19 protein-coding genes are annotated in these 18,911 nt (G+C 61.4%); 6 read left to right on the top strand and 13 right to left on the bottom strand.

Features of this window, described 5'->3' with window-relative positions:
* Positions 1 to 93: 93 nt before the first annotated feature.
* From GXB78_RS17060 to GXB78_RS17025, 8 genes are all read right to left on the bottom strand, one after another.
* The gene (locus GXB78_RS17060) at positions 94 to 858 is read right to left on the bottom strand and encodes an ABC transporter ATP-binding protein (RefSeq protein WP_329516230.1); all 765 of its coding nucleotides are present in this window, start codon (positions 856 to 858) and stop codon (positions 94 to 96) included.
* A gap of 12 nt (positions 859 to 870) precedes the next feature.
* Positions 871 to 1,989 carry a succinylglutamate desuccinylase/aspartoacylase family protein gene (locus tag GXB78_RS17055; RefSeq protein ID WP_329516229.1) on the bottom strand — a complete coding sequence of 373 codons (1,119 nt, stop codon included), beginning with the start codon at positions 1,987 to 1,989 and terminating at the stop codon, positions 871 to 873.
* A gap of 28 nt (positions 1,990 to 2,017) precedes the next feature.
* Positions 2,018 to 2,728 carry an ABC transporter permease gene (locus GXB78_RS17050; protein WP_039762607.1) on the bottom strand — a complete coding sequence of 237 codons (711 nt, stop codon included), beginning with the start codon at positions 2,726 to 2,728 and terminating at the stop codon, positions 2,018 to 2,020.
* On the bottom strand, positions 2,725 to 3,453 hold the full coding sequence (locus GXB78_RS17045) for an ABC transporter permease (RefSeq protein WP_042608232.1): 729 nt from the start codon (positions 3,451 to 3,453) through the stop codon (positions 2,725 to 2,727). Before GXB78_RS17045 ends, GXB78_RS17050 begins: the two co-directional genes overlap by 4 nt.
* 56 nt (positions 3,454 to 3,509) lie before the next feature.
* Positions 3,510 to 4,292, bottom strand: coding sequence for a transporter substrate-binding domain-containing protein (locus GXB78_RS17040; protein ID WP_329516228.1), 783 nt, complete (start codon positions 4,290 to 4,292; stop codon positions 3,510 to 3,512).
* Positions 4,293 to 4,644: 352 nt separating this feature from the next.
* Complete coding sequence (locus tag GXB78_RS17035; protein ID WP_329516227.1) at positions 4,645 to 6,333, bottom strand: ATP-dependent DNA ligase; 1,689 nt, start codon at positions 6,331 to 6,333, stop codon at positions 4,645 to 4,647.
* On the bottom strand, positions 6,330 to 7,364 hold the full coding sequence (locus tag GXB78_RS17030; RefSeq protein ID WP_329516226.1) for a ligase-associated DNA damage response exonuclease: 1,035 nt from the start codon (positions 7,362 to 7,364) through the stop codon (positions 6,330 to 6,332). The genes GXB78_RS17035 and GXB78_RS17030 overlap by 4 nt, the downstream gene beginning before the upstream one ends.
* Positions 7,365 to 7,778: 414 nt before the next feature.
* Entirely contained in the window at positions 7,779 to 10,229 is a 2,451-nt protein-coding gene (locus GXB78_RS17025; protein ID WP_329516225.1) for a penicillin acylase family protein, read from the bottom strand.
* Between the two features lie 201 nt (positions 10,230 to 10,430).
* Here GXB78_RS17025 and GXB78_RS17020 point away from each other — a divergent pair, with 201 nt between their 5' ends.
* Positions 10,431 to 10,988 (top strand): cysteine hydrolase family protein, encoded by a 558-nt coding sequence (locus GXB78_RS17020; protein ID WP_329516224.1) that lies wholly within the window; start codon positions 10,431 to 10,433, stop codon positions 10,986 to 10,988.
* 257 nt (positions 10,989 to 11,245) lie between these two features.
* Here the strand turns inward: GXB78_RS17020 and GXB78_RS17015 are convergent, their stop codons facing one another.
* From GXB78_RS17015 to GXB78_RS17000, 4 genes are all read right to left on the bottom strand, one after another.
* On the bottom strand, positions 11,246 to 11,449 hold the full coding sequence (locus GXB78_RS17015) for an SEC-C metal-binding domain-containing protein (protein WP_003198420.1): 204 nt from the start codon (positions 11,447 to 11,449) through the stop codon (positions 11,246 to 11,248).
* Positions 11,450 to 11,454: 5 nt separating this feature from the next.
* On the bottom strand, positions 11,455 to 11,940 hold the full coding sequence (locus tag GXB78_RS17010; RefSeq protein WP_329516223.1) for an LEA type 2 family protein: 486 nt from the start codon (positions 11,938 to 11,940) through the stop codon (positions 11,455 to 11,457).
* 121 nt (positions 11,941 to 12,061) lie between these two features.
* Positions 12,062 to 12,538 carry a YchJ family protein gene (locus GXB78_RS17005; RefSeq protein ID WP_329516222.1) on the bottom strand — a complete coding sequence of 159 codons (477 nt, stop codon included), beginning with the start codon at positions 12,536 to 12,538 and terminating at the stop codon, positions 12,062 to 12,064.
* A 4-nt stretch (positions 12,539 to 12,542) separates the two neighbouring features.
* The gene (locus tag GXB78_RS17000) at positions 12,543 to 13,040 is read right to left on the bottom strand and encodes a DUF6231 family protein (RefSeq protein ID WP_329516221.1); all 498 of its coding nucleotides are present in this window, start codon (positions 13,038 to 13,040) and stop codon (positions 12,543 to 12,545) included.
* Positions 13,041 to 13,239: 199 nt separating this feature from the next.
* On the opposite strand from GXB78_RS17000, the gene GXB78_RS16995 reads away from it, so the two are divergent.
* The 4 genes from GXB78_RS16995 to GXB78_RS16980 all read left to right on the top strand — a co-directional run bounded on the left by GXB78_RS16995 (position 13,240) and on the right by GXB78_RS16980 (position 15,941).
* Positions 13,240 to 13,935 carry an OmpA family protein gene (locus GXB78_RS16995; protein WP_016770616.1) on the top strand — a complete coding sequence of 232 codons (696 nt, stop codon included), beginning with the start codon at positions 13,240 to 13,242 and terminating at the stop codon, positions 13,933 to 13,935.
* 90 nt (positions 13,936 to 14,025) lie between these two features.
* Positions 14,026 to 14,748, top strand: a complete 723-nt coding sequence (locus GXB78_RS16990) for an OmpA family protein (protein ID WP_329516220.1) — start codon at positions 14,026 to 14,028, stop codon at positions 14,746 to 14,748.
* Positions 14,749 to 14,908: 160 nt separating this feature from the next.
* Complete coding sequence (locus GXB78_RS16985) at positions 14,909 to 15,190, top strand: DUF1145 domain-containing protein (protein WP_042608223.1); 282 nt, start codon at positions 14,909 to 14,911, stop codon at positions 15,188 to 15,190.
* A complete protein-coding gene (locus GXB78_RS16980) occupies positions 15,183 to 15,941 on the top strand; it encodes a collagen-like triple helix repeat-containing protein (RefSeq protein ID WP_329516219.1) in 759 nt (252 codons plus the stop codon). The genes GXB78_RS16985 and GXB78_RS16980 overlap by 8 nt, the downstream gene beginning before the upstream one ends.
* Before the next feature lie 182 nt (positions 15,942 to 16,123).
* On the opposite strand, the gene GXB78_RS16975 is transcribed toward GXB78_RS16980, so the two are convergent.
* Entirely contained in the window at positions 16,124 to 16,588 is a 465-nt protein-coding gene (locus GXB78_RS16975; RefSeq protein WP_329516218.1) for a CopD family protein, read from the bottom strand.
* A gap of 99 nt (positions 16,589 to 16,687) precedes the next feature.
* Here GXB78_RS16975 and dinG point away from each other — a divergent pair, with 99 nt between their 5' ends.
* On the top strand, positions 16,688 to 18,832 hold the full coding sequence (gene dinG / locus GXB78_RS16970; RefSeq protein WP_329516217.1) for an ATP-dependent DNA helicase DinG: 2,145 nt from the start codon (positions 16,688 to 16,690) through the stop codon (positions 18,830 to 18,832).
* Positions 18,833 to 18,911 lie beyond the last annotated feature (79 nt).

Raw genomic sequence — 18,911 nt, 5'->3', positions numbered from 1 at the left:
ACGAGTGAAACGAGGCTGCGATCTTTTGATCTTTGAAGCAGAGTCAAAAGATCGCAGCCTTCGGCAGCTCCTACAGGGGAGATGTGCACGGCGTTATTTCAGGTTGCCGCTGAGGAACTGCTTCAGCCGTTCGCTTTTCGGGTTGCCCAGCACTTCTTCCGGCGCACCTTCTTCTTCCACCAGACCTTGATGCAGAAACAGCACCTGATTAGACACCTTGCGCGCGAAACTCATTTCGTGGGTGACCATGATCATCGTCCGGCCTTCTTCGGCCAGGCCCTGAATCACTTTCAACACCTCGCCGACCAGTTCCGGATCGAGTGCCGAGGTCGGTTCGTCGAACAGCATCACTTCCGGTTCCATCGCCAGGGCCCGGGCAATCGCCACACGCTGTTGCTGGCCGCCGGAGAGAAATGCCGGATATTGATCGGCCACCCGCGCCGGCAAACCGACCTTGTCCAGATAACGCCGGGCACGATCGTCGGCCTCCTGTTTGCTGCAACCCAGCACCCGGCGCGGCGCCATGGTGATGTTTTCCAGCACGGTCATGTGGCTCCACAGGTTGAAATGCTGGAACACCATCGCCAGCCGCGTGCGCAGGCGTTGCAGTTCATTGGCGTCGGCGACGTGCATGCCGTGGCGGTCGGTGACCATGCGGATCGCCTGGCCATCGAGGCTCATGGCGCCGTCATTCGGTTGTTCAAGAAAATTGATGCAGCGCAAAAACGTGCTTTTGCCCGAGCCGCTGGCGCCGATCAGGCTGATCACGTCGCCGGTTCTGGCCTTGAGCGAAACGCCTTTGAGCACCTGATGATCGCCATAGCTTTTGTGCAGGCCTTCAACGGTCAGTTTGTACATGGACGAGCATCCTCAAGGCGAAAGTAGGTAGCCGCTGCGATAGGCTTCGGCGCCCGCGACGTGGGCGATGACCATGCCGGCAGTGGCCATGCGTCGCAGCGAGCGCGCATACAGCAGGCCGGCGGCGGTGCAATGAATAGGGGTGACCTTGTCGTGGATCGGGTCGATGATTTCGGCGATCTGCTGCCCGGCTTCCAGGTATTGGCCGGGCGTGGCGCAGTACACCAGCAGGCCGCCGACTGGCGTGGTCACCGGTTCGACACCGGCCAGCGGTGTGGCCGGGTACGGCAGCGGCGGTTGCGGCTTGGTCTCGCCGACGATGGCGTCGAACTGGATCAGATAATCGATCAGCGCCTGACAATCGCGGCTGGCCAGTGGGTGATTGACGTCGCCCTGGCCGCGCAATTCGACGGTCACCGAAAAGCTGCCCAGCGGAATCTCGAAGTGCTCACCGAAGCGCTCGCGCAATTGCCACCAGAGCAGGGTGAAGCATTCATCGAATGACTGCCCGCCGGAATCGGTGGCGAGCAGGCTGGCCTGCGCTTCGATATAGCGCGCCAGCGGCTCGACCTGCGGCCACGCCTCGGGCGTGGTGTACAGGTGCACCACCGATTCGAAGTCGCAGTGCAAGTCCAGCACCATGTCGGCATCGCAAGCCAGGCGTTGCAGGGTCAGACGCTGGGATTGCAGTTGCGTGGTCGGCTTCTGACGGTCGAGGGCGTTGCGCAGGCTGGCCCGGATCAGTTCAAGGTTGTGCTGCGCATCATCATTGAGTTGGCCTTCGATGGCGTTGCCGATTTCCTCGCTGAGGTCGACGAACCAGCGATTGAAGTTCTGCCCGCTCTCCAGTTCGTAACGGCCCAGCGGCACGTCCATCAGCACCTGTTCGAGGCCGACCGGGTTGGCCACCGGCACCAGGACGATTTCGCTGCGCAGGCGGCCGGCGGCTTCCAGCTCGGCCAGGCGCTGCTTGAGGTGCCAGGCGACCAGCATGCCCGGCAGTTCATCGGCGTGCAGTGAAGCCTGGATGTAAACCTTGCCCTTGGCCTGCTGTGGGCCGAAGTGGAAGCTGTGAATCTGCCGTGCGGTCCCCGGCAGCGGGGCCAGCAAGTCATGGATCTGGTGGCGCATTGTTATCTCTTTATTTTTGAAGCCAGTGCTAGTGAGTCGGCCCGAGGAAGGCCAGCCAGCGGCGTTCGGCGAGGCGGAACAGGCCGACCAGCGCAAAAGTGATGGTCAGGTAGATCAGCGCGGCGATGCCGAACGACTGGAAAGTCAGGAACGTCGCGGAGTTGGCGTCCCGCGCGACTTTCAGGATATCGGGAATGGTCGCGGTGAACGCCACGGTGGTCGAGTGCAGCATCAGGATCACTTCGTTGCTGTAGTAAGGCAGCGAACGGCGCAGTGCCGACGGCATGATCACGTAGGCGTACAACTTCCAGCCGGTCAGACCGTAGGCCTTGGCCGCTTCGACTTCGCCGTGGTTCATGCTGCGAATCGCCCCGGCGAAGATCTCCGTGGTGTACGCGCAGGTGTTGAGGGCGAAGGCGAGGATCGTGCAGTTCATCGCATCACGAAAGAAGCTGTCGAGGATCGGCTGTTCGCGCACGGCGGCGAGGCTGTAGATACCGGTGTAGCAGATCAGCAGCTGGATATACAGCGGCGTGCCCCGGAACAGGTAGGTGTAGAACTGCACCGGCCAGCGGATGTAGAAGTGCGGCGAAACCCGGGCGATCGACAACGGAATCGAAACGATGAAACCGATGCAGATCGACGCGGTGAGCAGCCACATCGTCATCGCCAGCCCGGTGATGTTCTGGCCGTCGGTATAAAGGAAGGCTTTCCAGTATTCCTGCAGGAGTTCGATCATCGTACGGCCTCCCGGGCACCGGCGGCGTAGCGGCGTTCGAGCCAGCGCAGGATGAAGTTCGAAGCACTGGTGATCAGCAGATAGATCAAGGCGGCGAGGACCAGAAAGTAGAACAGTTGATAGGTGCTTTTACCGGCGTCCTGGGCAGCCTTGACCAGATCGGCCAGGCCAATGATCGACACCAGCGCGGTGGCCTTGAGCATGACCATCCAGTTGTTGCCGATGCCGGGCAGGGCGAAGCGCATCATTTGCGGAAACACCACGAAGCGAAAGCGCTGGCCGCGTTTGAGGCCATACGCAGTGGCGGCTTCGACCTGACCACGCGGTACCGCGAGGATCGCGCCCCGGAAAGTTTCGGTGAAATACGCGCCATAAATGAAGCCAAGCGTCAGCACGCCGGCGCTGAACGGGTCGATCTCGATGTATTCCCATTCCATGTAGTCGGTCAGCGTGGTCAGCCAGGTTTGCAGGCTGTAGAAGATCAACAGCATCAGCACCAGGTCCGGCACGCCGCGAATCAGCGTGGTGTAGAGCTGCGCGGGCAGGCGCACCAGTTTGACTTTCGACAGTTTGGCGCTGGCGCCGAGCAGGCCGAGCAACACGGCCACCAGCAGCGACATCGCCGATAATTTGATGGTCATCCAGGTGCCTTGCAGCAGCAAAGGGCCGAAGCCCTGCAGACTGAACGAGGCCAGCCCCAGATTTTGCAGGAGGGTTTCAAACATAAATCAGCAACCTGAGCGGATGGAAAAGGCGCCCATCGAGGATGGGCGCCGAGGCATTATTTGCCGCTGTACAGATTCAGGTCGCCAAAGTGTTTCTTTTGAATCTCGGCGTATTTGCCGTCGTCGTGTAACGCTTTGATACCTTTATCCAAAAGTGCTTTCAGCTCAGTGTTACCTTTCTTGATACCGATAGCCGTTTTGGCTGGCAGCAATTCGCTGTCCACCGGCTGGCTGACTTCGTAGCCTTCACCTTTTGGCGACTTGAGGAAACCCAGCTCGGCTTGCAGCATGTCCTGGATTGCTGCGTCGAGGCGGCCGGACGTCAGGTCGGAATACACCTGATCCTGGTTCTGATAGGCCTGGGTTTTTACGCCGGCCTTGTCCAGCACGGCTTTGGCATAGGCTTCCTGAATGGTGCCCTGCTCATAGCCTACGGTTTTACCTTTCAGCGACGCGACGTCTGCGCTCAGGCCGGAGCCCTTCTTGAACACGTAAGCGGTAGGGCCGGAAAACAGTTCGCTGGAGAAGTCGATGACCTTCTCGCGCGCCGGGGTCACGGTCATTGACGAGATCACACCGTCGAACTTGTTGGCCTTGAGGCCCGGAATCATGCCGTCGAAGTCGCTTTCGACCCACTTGCACTTGACCTTCAGTTCGGCGCAGATCGCGTTGCCCAGGTCGATATCGAACCCGACCAGGCTGCCGTCGGCCGCTTTCGACTCGAACGGTGCGTACGAAGGGTCAACGCCAAAGCGCAGCTCTTTGTATTCCTTGGCCAGCGCGGAGCCGGCGGAAATGCACAACGCCAGTGCAGAAAGGGTCAGCAATGCTTTTTTCATTATTCAATCCCTAAGAACCAATATGAGCGCTTGTGGCGCAGAATTATTGTTACTGCAACGCTTACGACCTATAGAAAGTAGCAATTTCCGAACCAGAGTGCCGAACAGGTGTTTTAAAAGGTTCAGTAAGAAGGGGCAAGGGCAACCGGATGCCCAGAAATGGGCGCAGCGTTTTCCTTGCACCGTTTGCGAGCGCACGTTGAGTTGATCGCCGCCATTACTGTGGCGAGGGAGCTTGCTCCCGCTGGAGGGCGAAGCACTCCTGAGCGTTTATCCTGCAATATTCGGGTTGCAGACTTTGCGACTGCTGCGCAGCCGGGCGGGAGCAAGCTCCCTCGCCACAGGGTTTCGCTCAGGCGAGTAGATCTTGCAGGGTGGCGAGGCTGTCGGCTTCTTCGACGGTCTTGTCCTTGCGCCAGCGCAGCATGCGCGGGAAGCGCACGGCGATGCCGCTCTTGTGGCGGCGCGACAGGGCGATGCCTTCGAAGCCCAGTTCGAATACCAGACTTGGTTTCACGCTGCTCACCGGGCCGAATTTCTCCACCGTGGTCTTGCGCACGATGCTGTCGACCTGGCGCATCTCTTCGTCGGTCAGTCCCGAATAGGCTTTGGCGAATGGCACCAGCGAGCGCTGGCTGGATTCGGGCGGGCCGTCCCACACAGCGAAAGTGTAATCGCTGTACAGACTGGCGCGGCGGCCATGTCCGCGTTGTGCATAAATCAACACCGCGTCGACGCTGAACGGATCGACCTTCCACTTCCACCACACGCCCATGTCCTTGGTCCGGCCGACGCCATACAACGAATCCCGCGCCTTGAGCATCATGCCTTCGACGCCAAGTTTGCGTGACGCCTCGCGCTGGCGGCCGAGGTCGAGCCAGTCTTCGCCGGTCAAGACAGGAGAGGGCAGCAGCACCGGGCTGTTGCAGCGCGCGATCACCTCCTCGAGTTGCGCGCGCCGTTTCACTTGCGGCTGATTACGCCAGTCTTCGCCCTGCCATTCCAGCAAGTCGTAGGCGAGCACCACCACCGGCACTTCTTCAAGAATCTTCTTATCGAGCGTCTTGCGACCGATGCGTTGTTGCAGCAGGGCGAACGGTTGCACTGCCGGCGGTTGATCGGATTGCGGATCGAAGGCATCTTCGGTGGTCGGGTGGGTACTCTTCCATACGACGATTTCGCCGTCGATTACCGTGCCGTCGGGCAAGCCGTGCACCAGCACGTCGAATTCAGGGAAGCGCTCGGTCACCAGTTCCTCGCCGCGCGACCACACCCAAAGTTTGCCGTCGCGCTTGACCACTTGCGCACGGATTCCATCCCACTTCCATTCCACCTGCCAGTCGCTGGCCGGGCCGAGCAGCGCTTCGAATTCCTCGACCGGTTGCGCCAAGGCGTGGGCGAGAAAAAACGGGTAGGGCTGGCCACCGCGTTGGGCGTGTTCGTCGGCGGATTCCGGGGCAATCAGTTTCAAGTAACTTGCTGCGTTCGGCCGGTTCGACAGATCGGTGTAACCGACCAGCCGCTGAGCGACACGTTTGCTGTCCAGGCCAGCCATTGAGGCGAGTGCGCGGGTGACCAGCAACTTCGATACGCCGACGCGGAAACTGCCGGTGATCAGCTTGATGCACAGCATCAGGCTCGGCCGATCCAGTTGCGCCCAGAACATCGGCAGCTGCCGCGCCAGATACTCCGGCGTTTCACCGCGCAGTGGCAGCAGCTTGTCTTCGATCCATTCGGCAAGACCGGCCTCGGAGCTGTGCGAATTTTCCGGTAGCACCAAGGAAATCGTCTCGGCCAGATCGCCGACGGCTTGATAGCTTTCTTCGAACAGCCACGGCTCCAGCCCGGAGACTTCCACCGCCAGCTCACGGAGGGTGCGCACCGGCACCAGCTGTCGCGGCCGTCCACCGGAGAGGAAATACACCGCCCATGCGGCATCTTCGGGCGCGGCCTGCGCGAAGTAGGCCTGCATCGCCGCCAGCTTGGCGTTGCTCGACGTGGTGGCGTCGAGTTCGGCATATAACTCGGCGAAGGCTTTCATGCGGGCGTCTCGGCAACGGTGGGTTCGGCGGCGATGTTGTCGTCCTCGTCATCGCCGTATTCGGTGGTGAAGCCTTGGGCGTCGAGGCCTTGCTCGCGCAGATGGCGCACGAGCACACCGATCGAGCCGTGGGTGACCATGACCCGTTCGGCGCCGGTCTGGTTGATCGCCCAGAGCAGGCCGGGCCAGTCGGCGTGATCGGAGAGGACGAAACCGCGATCGACGCCGCGCCGCCGCCGGGTGCCGCGCAGGCGCATCCAGCCACTGGCGAAGGCATCGCTGAAATCGCCGAAACGGCGCATCCACGTGCTGCCACCCGCCGACGGCGGAGCAATGACCAGCGCCTGGCGCATGATCGGATCGCTTTTTTTCACGTCGCCTGCGTAAATCGTCGGCGGCAGGTACACGCCGGCATCGCGGTAGACCCGGTTCAACGGTTCGACCGCGCCGTGGCTGAGGATCGGCCCGAGGGTTTCGTCGATGCCGTGGAGAATTCGCTGGGCCTTGCCGAAGGAATAGCAGAACAGCACGCTGGCCTTGCCGGCGGCGATATTGGCCGCCCACCACTGGTTGATTTCGTCGAATATCTGCGCCTGTGGCTGCCAGCGATAGATCGGCAGGCCGAAGGTCGATTCGGTAATGAAGGTGTGGCAGCGCACCGGTTCGAATGGGGCGCAGGTGCCGTCCGGCTCAACCTTGTAATCGCCCGACGCGACCCAGACTTCGCCGCCGTATTCCAGACGCACCTGCGCAGAACCGAGGACATGCCCGGCCGGATGAAAGCTCAGAGTGACCCCGTGGTGGGTCAGGCGCTGGCCGTAGTCGAGGGTTTGCAACTGGATATCCTGACCCAGACGCGCACGCAGAATCCCGGCGCTGGCGCTGCTCGACAGGTAATGCTGGTTGCCGGTGCGCGCGTGATCGCCATGGGCATGGGTGATCACCGAACGCTCGACCGGCCGCCACGGATCGATATAGAAATCCCCGGCGGGGCAGTAGAGACCTTCAGGTCGGGCAATAACAAGATCCATGTCGTGACCGGAATGGGGGGCTTGTTAGCTATGAGGCGGGTGTGAGGCTGGAAGTTCGATTGGCTTTAAAGCGCTACCCTCACCCCAGCCCTCTCCCGGAGGGAGAGGGGGCCGACCGAAGTGTCTGGCGAGATACATCGACCTGGGGGACCGAGTTGACTATGGATCCGGCACAGCCTTGAGCCTGATCCAATGTTGGATTCACCTCCCTCTGGTAGAGGGGCCGACCGAAGTGTCTGGCGAGATACATCGACCTGGGAGACCGAGTTGACTATGGATCCGGCACAGCCTTGAGCCTGGTCCAATGTTGGATTCACCATCTCTTTTTCAGGTCGGCGCAAGACCCGAGCATCCCCCAATCAGTCCCCTCTCCCTCCGGGAGAGGGTTAGGGTGAGGGGCTGTTGATCTTCGCTCTATTTTCCAGGAGTCAGGGTCAACCGCGTCTTGCCATACACCCGATCAAAGTTCTGCGGCTGCATCGGCAAGCCGATGTACTGACCCTTGAGCCACGCATCGATCCCGTTCAGATAATTCGGACTCAGCGGATTGCCTGACTGCCCCGTTCCGTTCTGTGCCATCAGCGGCTCGCTCTGGCCGAAGTCGACGATAAAACGCATCGACGGCGCACGCGTCGTGACGAAGTCCTGACCCCAGGCAAACGCCGAGGTGTTCAGGGTTGTGTGATCGCCACCGGCCGCCAACGGACCGCGAACGGTCTGGCCATTGCTGTTTTTCCATGCATAGCTGTGCAATTTGCCCCACTGCCAGGCGCGGTGATCGCCGCCCAATTGACTGTCGCCGGCAGTGATTGCCGCAGCGAGGCTGCGGGCGAGAATCACGGATTTGTCTTCCTTCTGCGGCGTGCGCAGGTCATCCCAGAACGGACTCTCTTCACGACCCAACAGATGATCGGCCTGCGCCGCGTAGGACAGATCGCCATTGGCGACAAAGGCTTTCCACGCCGGGCTCGACTCAGGCCCCAGTTCATCGAGGAAAATCTGCGTCATGCTTTCCTGCAAAAACAGTTCGTAGATCGCCGCATCCGCCGAGGTCGGGCTGAGCTTGCCGTCGAACGCCATCAAGCGCGTGAAGGCTTCGCGGGCCTTGCTGCGTTCGGCTTCCGGCAGTGCGTCAATTGCCTGCTTCAGCGGTTGCTTCATGCCTGGTGCTTCGAAGACTTTTTTCAGCTTGGCGGCGAACGTGGTGGTCTGGTCGTACTGCATGGCGATCACGCTGCGGCTGTCATGCTTGCCGCTTCCAGCCATTTCGGCCAGGCGTTCGCCGCGTTCCGGTGCCGCCCAGGATTTCGACAACTGCATGCCGTAACCGTCGGGAATCACGCGCTGGTTGGCAGTGCCGAGCCAGCCTTGGGCCGGATCCTGATCGTAGGGATGCAGCATCGGGTCGGCGTAACCGTCCCAGTCGTAGCGACCGTCCCAGCCCGGCGAGGGCAGCAGGCCTTCGCCTTCGCGACGGTTGGGGAAGCGCCCGGTGACTTGCCAGCCGATATTGCTCGCATCGGCAAACACCAGATTCAGGGTAATGGCGCGGATTTCGCGGCTGGCGTCCGAAGCGCGCTCGACGTTTTGCGCGCGGGTCAGATCGAAGAAGGCATCCAGGGTTTTGTCGTCGGTGAAATTCGGTGTCTGCAACGCGAGTCCGAAACCGCTGCCCTGCGCCGCTGCCTGGGCACTGTTGAGCAGCGCGCCGTGGCGGGTTTCGTAAACGGCTTCGCGAATCGGTCGCTGGCCTTTGACGAAATAGGTTTCGTTGCGCACACCCAGCGGCTGCCATTTGCCGTTGACTTCATAAGTGAGGCTGCTGCCCTGACGGCGGATTTTTTCGAGGAACAGATCCTGGTTATCGCCGAGCACGCTGGTCATGCTCCACGCCACTTTGCCGTTGAAGCCGCCGAGCACCATTGGCAAACCGGCCACGGTGACGCCGGCGGCCTGATATTTCGGCGCGCGGATCTGCACGAAACTCCACAGCGACGGCGCGGCCAGTGGCCCGTGCGCATCGCTGGCCAGCAGGCTCTTGCCGCTGCGGCTGCGTTGCGGGGCGATCGCCCAGTTGTTCGCCGTCGGCGTGGCGAGCAGGTTCAGCGCCGCCAACTGCTGGCTGGCGCTGCTCAGTTCTGTCAGGCCGGGAATCTGTCCGTTGAGCTTGAGGCCTTGCAGCTTGTCGGCTTCAGCCACTGGGAGGTTTTCATCAGGCGCCGACGGGCTCAGCCAGGCGAGTTTGTCAGTGGTCACGGTTTGCGCGAGCACCAGCGACTGGATTTCCTCCGGCAGGTTGGCCGACTGGCTGAAATTCAGCAGGGCAAAAATCAGCGCCGAATCTTCCGGTTTCCAGTATTCCGGCTTGTATCCGCTGGCGGCGAGGTCGCCCGGCAACTTGTCGGCGTAGCGGAACAGGTAGGCATTGACGCCCCGTGCGTACACCTCGAAGAAGCGTTTGAGCCGGGGCGACGAGGCCTTGTACAGCTCGCCGGCACTCTTCTTCAGATTGACCGCGCGCATGTAGCGGTCAGCATCGAGCATCGACGCCCCGGACAACTCCGCCAGACGGCCCTGGGCCAACAGGCGCAGGGTGACCATCTGATTGATGCGGTCGCTGGCGTGGACATAGCCGAGGCTGAACAGCGCGTCATGGAAGCTGTTGCTCTCGATCAACGGCATGCCCATCGCATTGCGCCGCACCGAAACGTTCTGCGCCAGGCCCTTGAGCGCTTGCACCCCGGAGGTCGGCGGCAGGCTGTCCTGGGCGTTCCAGGTCTGGCAACCGGACAGGCCGAGGACTCCGGCCACTGCTGCGGCAACGCCGAACCGGGGAAGAAAATGTGTAAGGGCTGGCGAGGCCATGGCGAAGCTCCTGCGGGGGTATAAGGCTGGGGGCGCAATAAAGCCGCTACGTTAGTGACGGCGCGAGGGCCGCGCAAGCGGGGCGAGTGGTTATTTGTGCAGTTGTCGGCTGATCGGTCAGAGCTGTGACAGTTGCTTGTGGGAAAGAGCTGATGTTGAACTGCGGAATGAGTCCCGAGACCTGTCAGGAGAAAGATCGCTATGGAGCTTCAAAGCAACGCTGCGCTGATCATCATCGACCAGCAGAAAGGCATTCTGCATCCGCGTCTGGGGCGGCGGAATAATCCTCAGGCCGAAGAGCGAATGCTTGAGTTATTGGCGCTGTGGCGGCGGAGCGGGCGCCCGGTAATTCACGTGCAGCACTTGTCGCGCTCGCCTGATTCGGTGTTCTGGCCCGAGCAGTCCGGGGTCGAGTTCCAGCCACGCTTTGCGCCGCAGGACGGTGAATGGCTGATCCAGAAAGACGTTCCGGACGCGTTTTGCGCGACCGGGCTGGAAGGGCGGTTGCGTGACGCCGGGATCGGGCAACTGATCATCGTCGGTGTAGCGACCAATAACTCAGTTGAGTCGACGGCGCGCACCGCAGGCAATTTGGGGTTCGATACGTTTGTGGCGGAGGATGCGTGCTTCACCTTCGACAAGGCCGACTATTTCGGCACGTTGCGTACCGCTCAAGAGGTGCACGGGATGTCGCTGGGGAATCTGCATGGGGAGTATGCGACGGTGGTCGGCTCTTCGCAGATTCTGGCGGCGGGCTGAAGTTTTGTAGTGGAGGCGCCGCCGCCTTCGCGAGCAGGCTCGCTCCCACACGCGACCGCATTTCGTCAGAAGGAATGCAATTCACAGTGGGAGTGAGCCTGCTCGCGAAAGCGGTGTGTCAGGCGGCAACAATGTTGAATGTGCGGGCCCCATCGCGAGCAGGCTCACTCGTACAGGAGATCGGAATGCGGTCACTGTGGGAGCGAGCCTGCTCGCGAAGGCGATGTATCAGGCTAAGAATATCTCCGCCGAGAGCATCAAGCGCCGTGGCACTTCTTGAATTTCTTGCCGTTGCCGCATGGGCAAGGGTCGTTGCGGCCGACGTCTTTCAGGGCATTGCGCACCGGTTCCTGGTGGGCGTGGCCGCAGTTCGGGCCGTGGACATGGCCATGGTCGTGATCGTGATGGTGGTCATGATCGTGGTTGCAGTCAGGGCCATGGACATGGGGTTGTTGAGTCATCGAGGTCACTCCGGAGTTAGATCGGCGGGGATTATCACGCCATTGCGCTCAAGGTGCACGTAGTGGGCGATGAATAAACCGGTTTCCATTTCCCCTTGCAATCGATAGGGAATCTGCTGGTTCGGATTCTTCAGCAGTTTCACCACGTGTTTGACCTTCGGCCACAGATTGGTGCGGATCGGCACTTTGAAGTAAGCGCTGCGCTTGGGCCCGACGGTAAACCAGTGCTCATGCTCGCCCTCGGTCAGCAGGATATCCGCCAGATGGATGCGGTATTCCAGGCCGCGCACGGTCAGATCGCTGTCGTTGGGATTGTCGACGCGAAAGTGCAGGATGAATTTCTGTTCGAGCAGTTTGGCCCGCACCACCTCGACCTTCACCAGATGCACGGCCGGCTCGACGCTGTCATCGCTGAACCACGAGGCACAGCCGCCGAGATTTACGATCAGCATCAACAGCAGGAAATGTAATGTGCGCCGACGACCGAGCATGGTTGTACTCCCTTTGTTGCCAGTCTAGACGCTAAAAGATCGCAGCCTGCGGCGGCTCCTACAGATTGACGCTAAATCCCATGTAGGAACTGCCGCAGGCTGCGATCTTTTGATCTTCAGTTCAAGCGCCGAAGTAACCCGCACAGCACTTCTTGAACTTCTGCCCGCTGCCACACGGGCAGCCGTCATTGCGACCCAGCTTCATCTGCACCGTCGGATCGATGAAATACCAGCGTCCGGCGTTCTGCACGAATGATGAGCGCTCGCGATGGCTGTGCTCGCCCTGGCTGTCGTGCCAGCGCGCAGTGAAGGTGACGAAGGCGTGCTCCGGCTGGCCGCCGAAGACTTCGGAGCTTTCGACCTCAAGACCGAGCCAGGTGCTTTGCGCACTCCAGTCGCTGATCGATTGTCGGTTCAATCCCGCTTGCTGGGCGGGCAGGGTAGTCGCCACCAGATAATCGACCAGGCCCAGCACATATGCGCTGTAGCGCGAACGCATCAAGGCTTCGGCGCACGGCGCCGGATGGCCTTGGTGATAAGGGCCGCAGCAGGCGTCCAGCAGATTGCCGCTGCCGCAAGGGCAAATGGCTGTACTCATTGCATCACCACCAGTATTTCCCGAAGTTTTCCGGATTGGCCCAGAAGCGAGAATTGAGCCAGTCGGGGACTTGTTTGTAGTCAAGCAGATCGTAAGTGAACAGCGTCAGCACCTGCGCGTCGCGCTGGAAACGCTCGCTGGCCTGCAGTGCCAGCGAATAGAAATCGGTTTCCTGCCAGCCGCTGGCCGCCAGATCCGCCAGCACCGCGATGCGACTGGCGTTGAGATTGCGGATGCCGCCCAGCAGATTCAGGCCGTCGCGCTTGGGCAAATGTTCCAGGCAATCGACTACCAGCGCCAGATCGAAGCGTTGCGCGGCGAGTTTGACGGGCAATGCCCCGGGCGCCGCATGGGCCACCACCGTTTCGGGGTGGGCCTGCTTGAAAGCATCCAGGGCCGGAAATTCGCTGGCGCCGATCAGCAGCAATCGCGCCGGGGCATAGCGATCCAGCAAAGCGGCCAGCGCCTGTTGCGGCGTGCGCGAAGAAATGGCGACGTTCATCGAAGCTCCTCAGTCAGACCGCCAAGACTAGCCTGCCAGACGGCGGCGGCAAAGCGCCCGGTTGCGTCGCTTTGCGCCAAAAGAGCTGAACCCCTGTGAACAGGGTCGCAAACAGCGGTGGCCTATTGCTGGCGGAGATTAAAACTCCGGTCTTTACTCCCTGAATCGGTTTCAAGCCGATCCCTCAGGAGAAAACTAGATGAGCATAGTTCGGACAGCATTACCCTTGGTTCTGCTAACCAGTGTGTTGACTGGTTGTGCAGGTTTGCAGAAAACCGACTGGCCGACCTGTGCGGCGGTCGGTGGTGTGGTCGGCGCCGGTCTCGGTGCAACGGAAAGCGCTTCGTGGGCCGGTTATGGTGCGCTGATCGTCGGCGGTACGGCGGCGGCTTACTGCTGGGTGCATGGTGATGGTGACGAAGACGGCGATGGTGTGCCGGACAGTCGCGACAAGTGCCCGGGCACGCCAAAAGGCGTGCAGGTCGACGCTGACGGTTGCCCGCCACCAACGCCTGCGCCAGTGGTCGAAGAAGCGGTTGTGGTCAAGGAAGAAACCATCGTCATTCGTGATGTGCACTTCGAGTTCGACAAAGCCACGCTGACCGGCCCTGACAAGCAAGTGCTGGACAAGGTCGCCGATCGCCTGAAACAGGAATCCTCCACCGCACAATTGACCGTGACCGGTCACACCGACAGTGTCGGCAGCGATGCCTACAACAAGAAACTCTCGGATCGGCGTGCGCACTCGGTGGTGGAATACCTGATCCAGCAGGGCGTGCCACGTGCCAGCTTCGTTTCGGTGTCGGGCCTTGGTGAAAGCCAGCCTGTCGCTGACAACAAGTCGGCCGATGGTCGCGCGCAGAACCGTCGTACCGAAATCAAAATCGTCCGCTAGCCCCTCTCGCATCCGCGGCTTGTGCAGTCGCGGATGCGGGTCTTTACTCCTGAGTAACCGGTATGGGCCGGTACACAGGAGCGTTCACAAATGCGTGTTTTCTCAAGGTCCGTCTTGCCGGTGCTGCTGCTTGGCAGCTTACTCACCGGTTGTGCCACTCACAGCGATGGCACCGCCCCCCTCAATCAACGTACGTGGCCGATCTGCAGCCTGCTTGGAGGCCTGGTCGGTGGCGGTCTTGGCGCCATTGAAAGCGCTGGCTGGGCCGGCGGCGGCGCGGCATTGGGCATCGTCACCGGCGGGCTGATCTGCTACGCGCAGGACGGTGACGAAGACAGCGACGGCGTGTTCGACCGTCGCGACCGTTGCCCGGACACGCCGGAGAACACCGAAGTCGATCACCGCGGTTGCCCGCGGCCGCAATATCCAGTCGCGGAAAAACCGGTCGAACCTGCGCCGCAAACCGAAGTGATCACCTTGAGCGATGCCGGCAACGTCCTGTTCGACTTCGACAAGTCCGATCTGACCCCGGCGGCAAAAGCCCAGCTCGACACTTTGATGGACAAGCTGCGCAATGCCGATGTGGTCAGCATCAAAGTCATCGGGCACACCGACAGCAAAGGCTCCGACGCCTATAACCAGGCATTGTCGGAACGCCGTGCCAGCAGTGTCGCTGCGTACCTGCTGAGTCAGGGCCTGGCGCCGAACAAGCTCACCAGCGAGGGCCGAGGCGAGAGTGAACCGGTAGCCGATAACGCCACCGATGAAGGTCGCGCGCAAAACCGCCGCGTCGAGCTGCATATCAATCGTTAGGAGGGGTCTGTAGTACGCAGGCTAGAGCCGCCGGGGCGAGATCGTCGCCCCGGCGGCCATTTCATCAGCGTTTGCACAAAATTCATTTTTCCCTCTGGCTTATCCCACGCAGAAGCCGGTACTGTGCGTGCAAAGAATAATTCGCAACACGGGGGAGCGTATGAAGGTTTTCTGGGGGCTGGGGCGTTTGCTGACCCTGCTGTTCTGCTGCGTGGTACTGGCCAATCAACTGGTGCCGTTTGTCCATCCGCTGCATCTGCTGGTCAATCTGGCCGGCGCTCTGTTGTTGCTGATTCATGTACTCGAAGTGCTGCTGTGCAATCGCAGTCTCAAGGGGCGTCCGCATCCCTGGCGTGATCGTGGCCGCATTCTGTTGTTCGGCGTTTTCCATCTGCAAACCATCCCGGCCCCGGCCGCTCCGGAGGCTTCTTCCCATGCGTAAACTCTGCCTGCTCGCTGCATTCATCAGTCCGCTGGCCTGCGCCCAGGTGGTCACCGTGCAAAGCAATTCGCTGATGCGCTTGCCCAATACCACCAGCACTCTGCAACTGGAGAAGCTGGAAGTCGCCGATTACGGCACCTTGCTGATCCCGTCCAACGTCACCGAATTGACCATCGATGAACTGCGCCTGGGTCACGAGGCGCGCATCGCCATCGTTCCGGCTGAACAGGCGCTGGAGATGAAGGTGAAACGCGCCGAGTTGAGCGACGGCAGCCAGATCACCGCACGCGGCGCCCCCGGCACTTATGAAAAAGCTGCTCGCGCCGGACGCAATCTGAATCTGCAATTTCAGGCCCTGAGCGCGCCGCAACTGACCGTCGATGCCCGTGGCGGCACCGGCGCGCCGGGTTTCGTCGGGCTCGACGGCGGCAACGGTGAAGATCCGGGCTGCACCTATGGCTCCGCCGGCCACGGTGCCGATGGCAGTGACGGCAGCGATGGCCAGCCAGGCGCGCCGGGTGCGCTGGTGCGCCTGGCCGTGCCCCGGGATTTTCCTGCCGAGCTGATCAAGGTCAACGTGGCTGGCGGTGCCGGCGGCCCGGCGGGTGTCGGTGGTAAAGCAGGGAAGGGCGGCAAATCCAAGGGCTGCCTGGTGTATCGCGCCGATGGCGGCAAGAACGGCAAGGCCGGGGCTGATGGCCAGCCTGGGCCGACAGGGGCGGCGGGTGCGGTAACCGTGCAACGTCTCTAAAGAACGACATTACTCGACTGTGGCGAGGGAGCTTGCTCCCGCTGGGCTGCGAAGCAGCCCAAAATCAGCGGGTTTGTTTCAACCAGAACAAGCGCGCGGTCCGGATCAGGGCCGCTGCGCGCCCCAGCGGGAGCAAGCTCCCTCGCCACAGTCAGTATCTGTCCTGATTGACAAGATGCTGCCTAGAACATCGGCCGAGCCGCAGCCACCGCCACCAGCACCACCCCGACCAGCAGATTAAGCCCCACCACCCGCCGAATCCGCCCCAGCACCGCCGCACCCGCCGGCCAATCCTTCGCCTCCACCGCCTTGCGCAACTCCGGCAGCATCAACCCCTGAATGCGGATGAACAGCGCGGTCATCACCACATACAAACCGATCATCACCTGTACGTACTTCGGCGCAGTCTCGAAGCCGACCTGTTGCAGATGCAACATGCCCACGCCGCTGATCGGCAACAGGATCACTGCCACCCAGACCCAACGGAAAAAACCTTGAAACACTTCCACCCACAGGGTCAGGCGAGCGGGGCCGTCCAGAGCCTTCACAGCCGCGGGGCGCAAGACCATCCAGGCGAAAAACATCCCGCCGACCCACACCAGAGCGGCGAGGACATGCAGGGGATAAACGAGGCTAAAAGGTGTCATTCGGGCACTCCGTTCTGCGCAGGATCGATTAGGCAGGTATGATAGCCGGCGAACCAAACTACTGAAAATTTATCCAGCGTTTTTAGCGCCCGACACTCAATGATCAGCACTGAACTCAAAACCACGATCCAGGGCGCCTATACGCGTTTTCTAGAGGCCAAGAGCCTCAAGCCGCGTTATGGCCAGCGCCTGATGATCGCCGAAATCGCCAAGGTGCTCGGTGACATCGACACCGACGACGAAGGCCGGCGCAGTGGCGACCCCGCGATTGTCGCGGTGGAAGCCGGCACCGGTACCGGCAAGACCGTGGCCTACAGCCTCGCGGCGATTCCCACGGCGAAACTGGCCGGCAAGCGTCTGGTGATTGCCACCGCGACCGTCGCCCTGCAAGAGCAGATCGTTTACAAGGACTTGCCCGACCTGATGCGCAACAGCGGGCTGAATTTCAGTTTCGCCCTGGCCAAGGGCCGTGGCCGCTACATGTGCCTGTCCAAGCTCGACATGCTGCTGCAGGAAGGCCACGCGCAAACCGCCACCGCGCAGCTGTTCGAAGAAGAAGGCTTCAAGATCGAAGTCGACGAGGCCAGTCAGAAGCTGTTCACCAGCATGATCGAAAAGCTCGCCGGCAATAAGTGGGACGGCGACCGCGACAGCTGGCCGAACGCACTGGAAGACGCCGACTGGGCGCGCCTGACCACCGATCACAGCCAGTGCACCAACCGGCATTGTCCGAACTTCGGCCAGTGCGCTTTCTACAAGGCCCGCGAAGGCATGGGCAAGGTCGACGTGATCGTCACCAACCACGACATGGTCCTGGCAGACCTGGCATTGGGCGGCGGCGCCGTGCTGCCGGATCCGCGCGACACCATTTACGTGTTCGACGAAGGCCACCACCTGCCGGACAAGGCCATCGGCCACTTCGCCCATTACACGCGCCTGCGCTCCACCGCCGACTGGCTGGAAACCACCGCCAAGAACCTCACCAAACTGCTCGCCCAGCACCCGTTGCCGGGCGATCTCGGCAAGCTGATCGAGCAGGTGCCGGAGCTGGCGCGGGAGATCAAGACCCAGCAGCAGTTCATGTTCACCGCGTGCGAGCAGATCGCCGATTTCAAACCCGGCGAAGACGTCGAAGGCCGTGAGCGCCCGCGTCATCGCTTCGTCGGCGGGGTGATTCCCGAGGACATGCGCGAGATGGGCATCGAGCTGAAAAAAGGCTATTCGCGCCTTAACGACCTGTTCCAGCGCCTGACCGACCTGCTCAAGGAAGGCATGGATGGCGAGGTCAATATCGGCATCGCCAGCAACCAGGCCGAAGAATGGTATCCGCTGTTCGGCAGCCTGTTGTCCCGTGCTTCCGGCAATTGGGAGCTGTGGACCGCGTTCACCGCCGAAGACCCGGAAGACAGCCCGCCCATGGCACGCTGGCTGACTCTCGCTGAAAGCGGCTCGCTGTTCGACATCGAGGTCAACGCCAGCCCGATTCTGGCGGCGGAAACCTTGCGTCGCAGCTTGTGGAATGTCGCTTACGGCTGTCTGGTGACTTCGGCGACGCTGACGGCGCTGGGCACTTTCGACCGTTTCCGCATGCGCGCCGGTCTGCCGAAAAAAGCCGTCACGGCGGTGGTGCCGAGCCCGTTCCATCATGCCGATGCCGGCGTACTGCGCGTGCCGGATCTGAAAGCCGACCCGCGCGATGCCGCCGCCCACACGGCAGCGATCATTCGCGAACTGCCGGATCTGGTCGAGGGTTCCCGGGGCACACTGGTGCTGTTTTCCTCGCGCAAGCAGATGCAGGACGTATTCGACGGCCTCGACCGCGACTGGCGCAAACAAGTGTTCATTCAAGGCAACCTGTCGAAACAGGAAACCCTGAACAAGCACAAGGCGCGGGTCGATGGCGGTGATTCCAGCGTGCTGTTCGGGCTGGCCAGTTTTGCCGAAGGTGTCGATTTGCCGGGCGCTTATTGCGAGCACGTGGTGATCGCCAAGATTCCGTTCTCGGTGCCTGACGACCCGGTCGAGGCCGCGTTGTCGGAGTGGATCGAGGCGCGCGGTGGCAATCCGTTCATGGAAATCTCCGTGCCCGATGCCTCGCTGAAACTGGTTCAGGCCTGCGGCCGTCTGCTGCGCACCGAAGAAGACCGCGGCACTATCACCTTGCTTGACCGGCGTCTGGTCACCCAGCGCTACGGCAAGGCGATCCTCAATGCGTTGCCTCCTTTCCGTCGTGAAATATCCTGAGACACGGGTGGGCCGAATGGCCCACCGCGTTGTCTATCTCTCTGCCACCGCTTTTCCACTGGCCTTGACTGGTCGTTAG

The organism is Pseudomonas moraviensis subsp. stanleyae, assembly GCF_036283065.1.
Classification (GTDB): domain Bacteria; phylum Pseudomonadota; class Gammaproteobacteria; order Pseudomonadales; family Pseudomonadaceae; genus Aquipseudomonas; species Aquipseudomonas stanleyae.
Note: the sequence above shows the minus strand (reverse complement) of the source record. Positions and strands in the feature narration are given on the sequence as shown.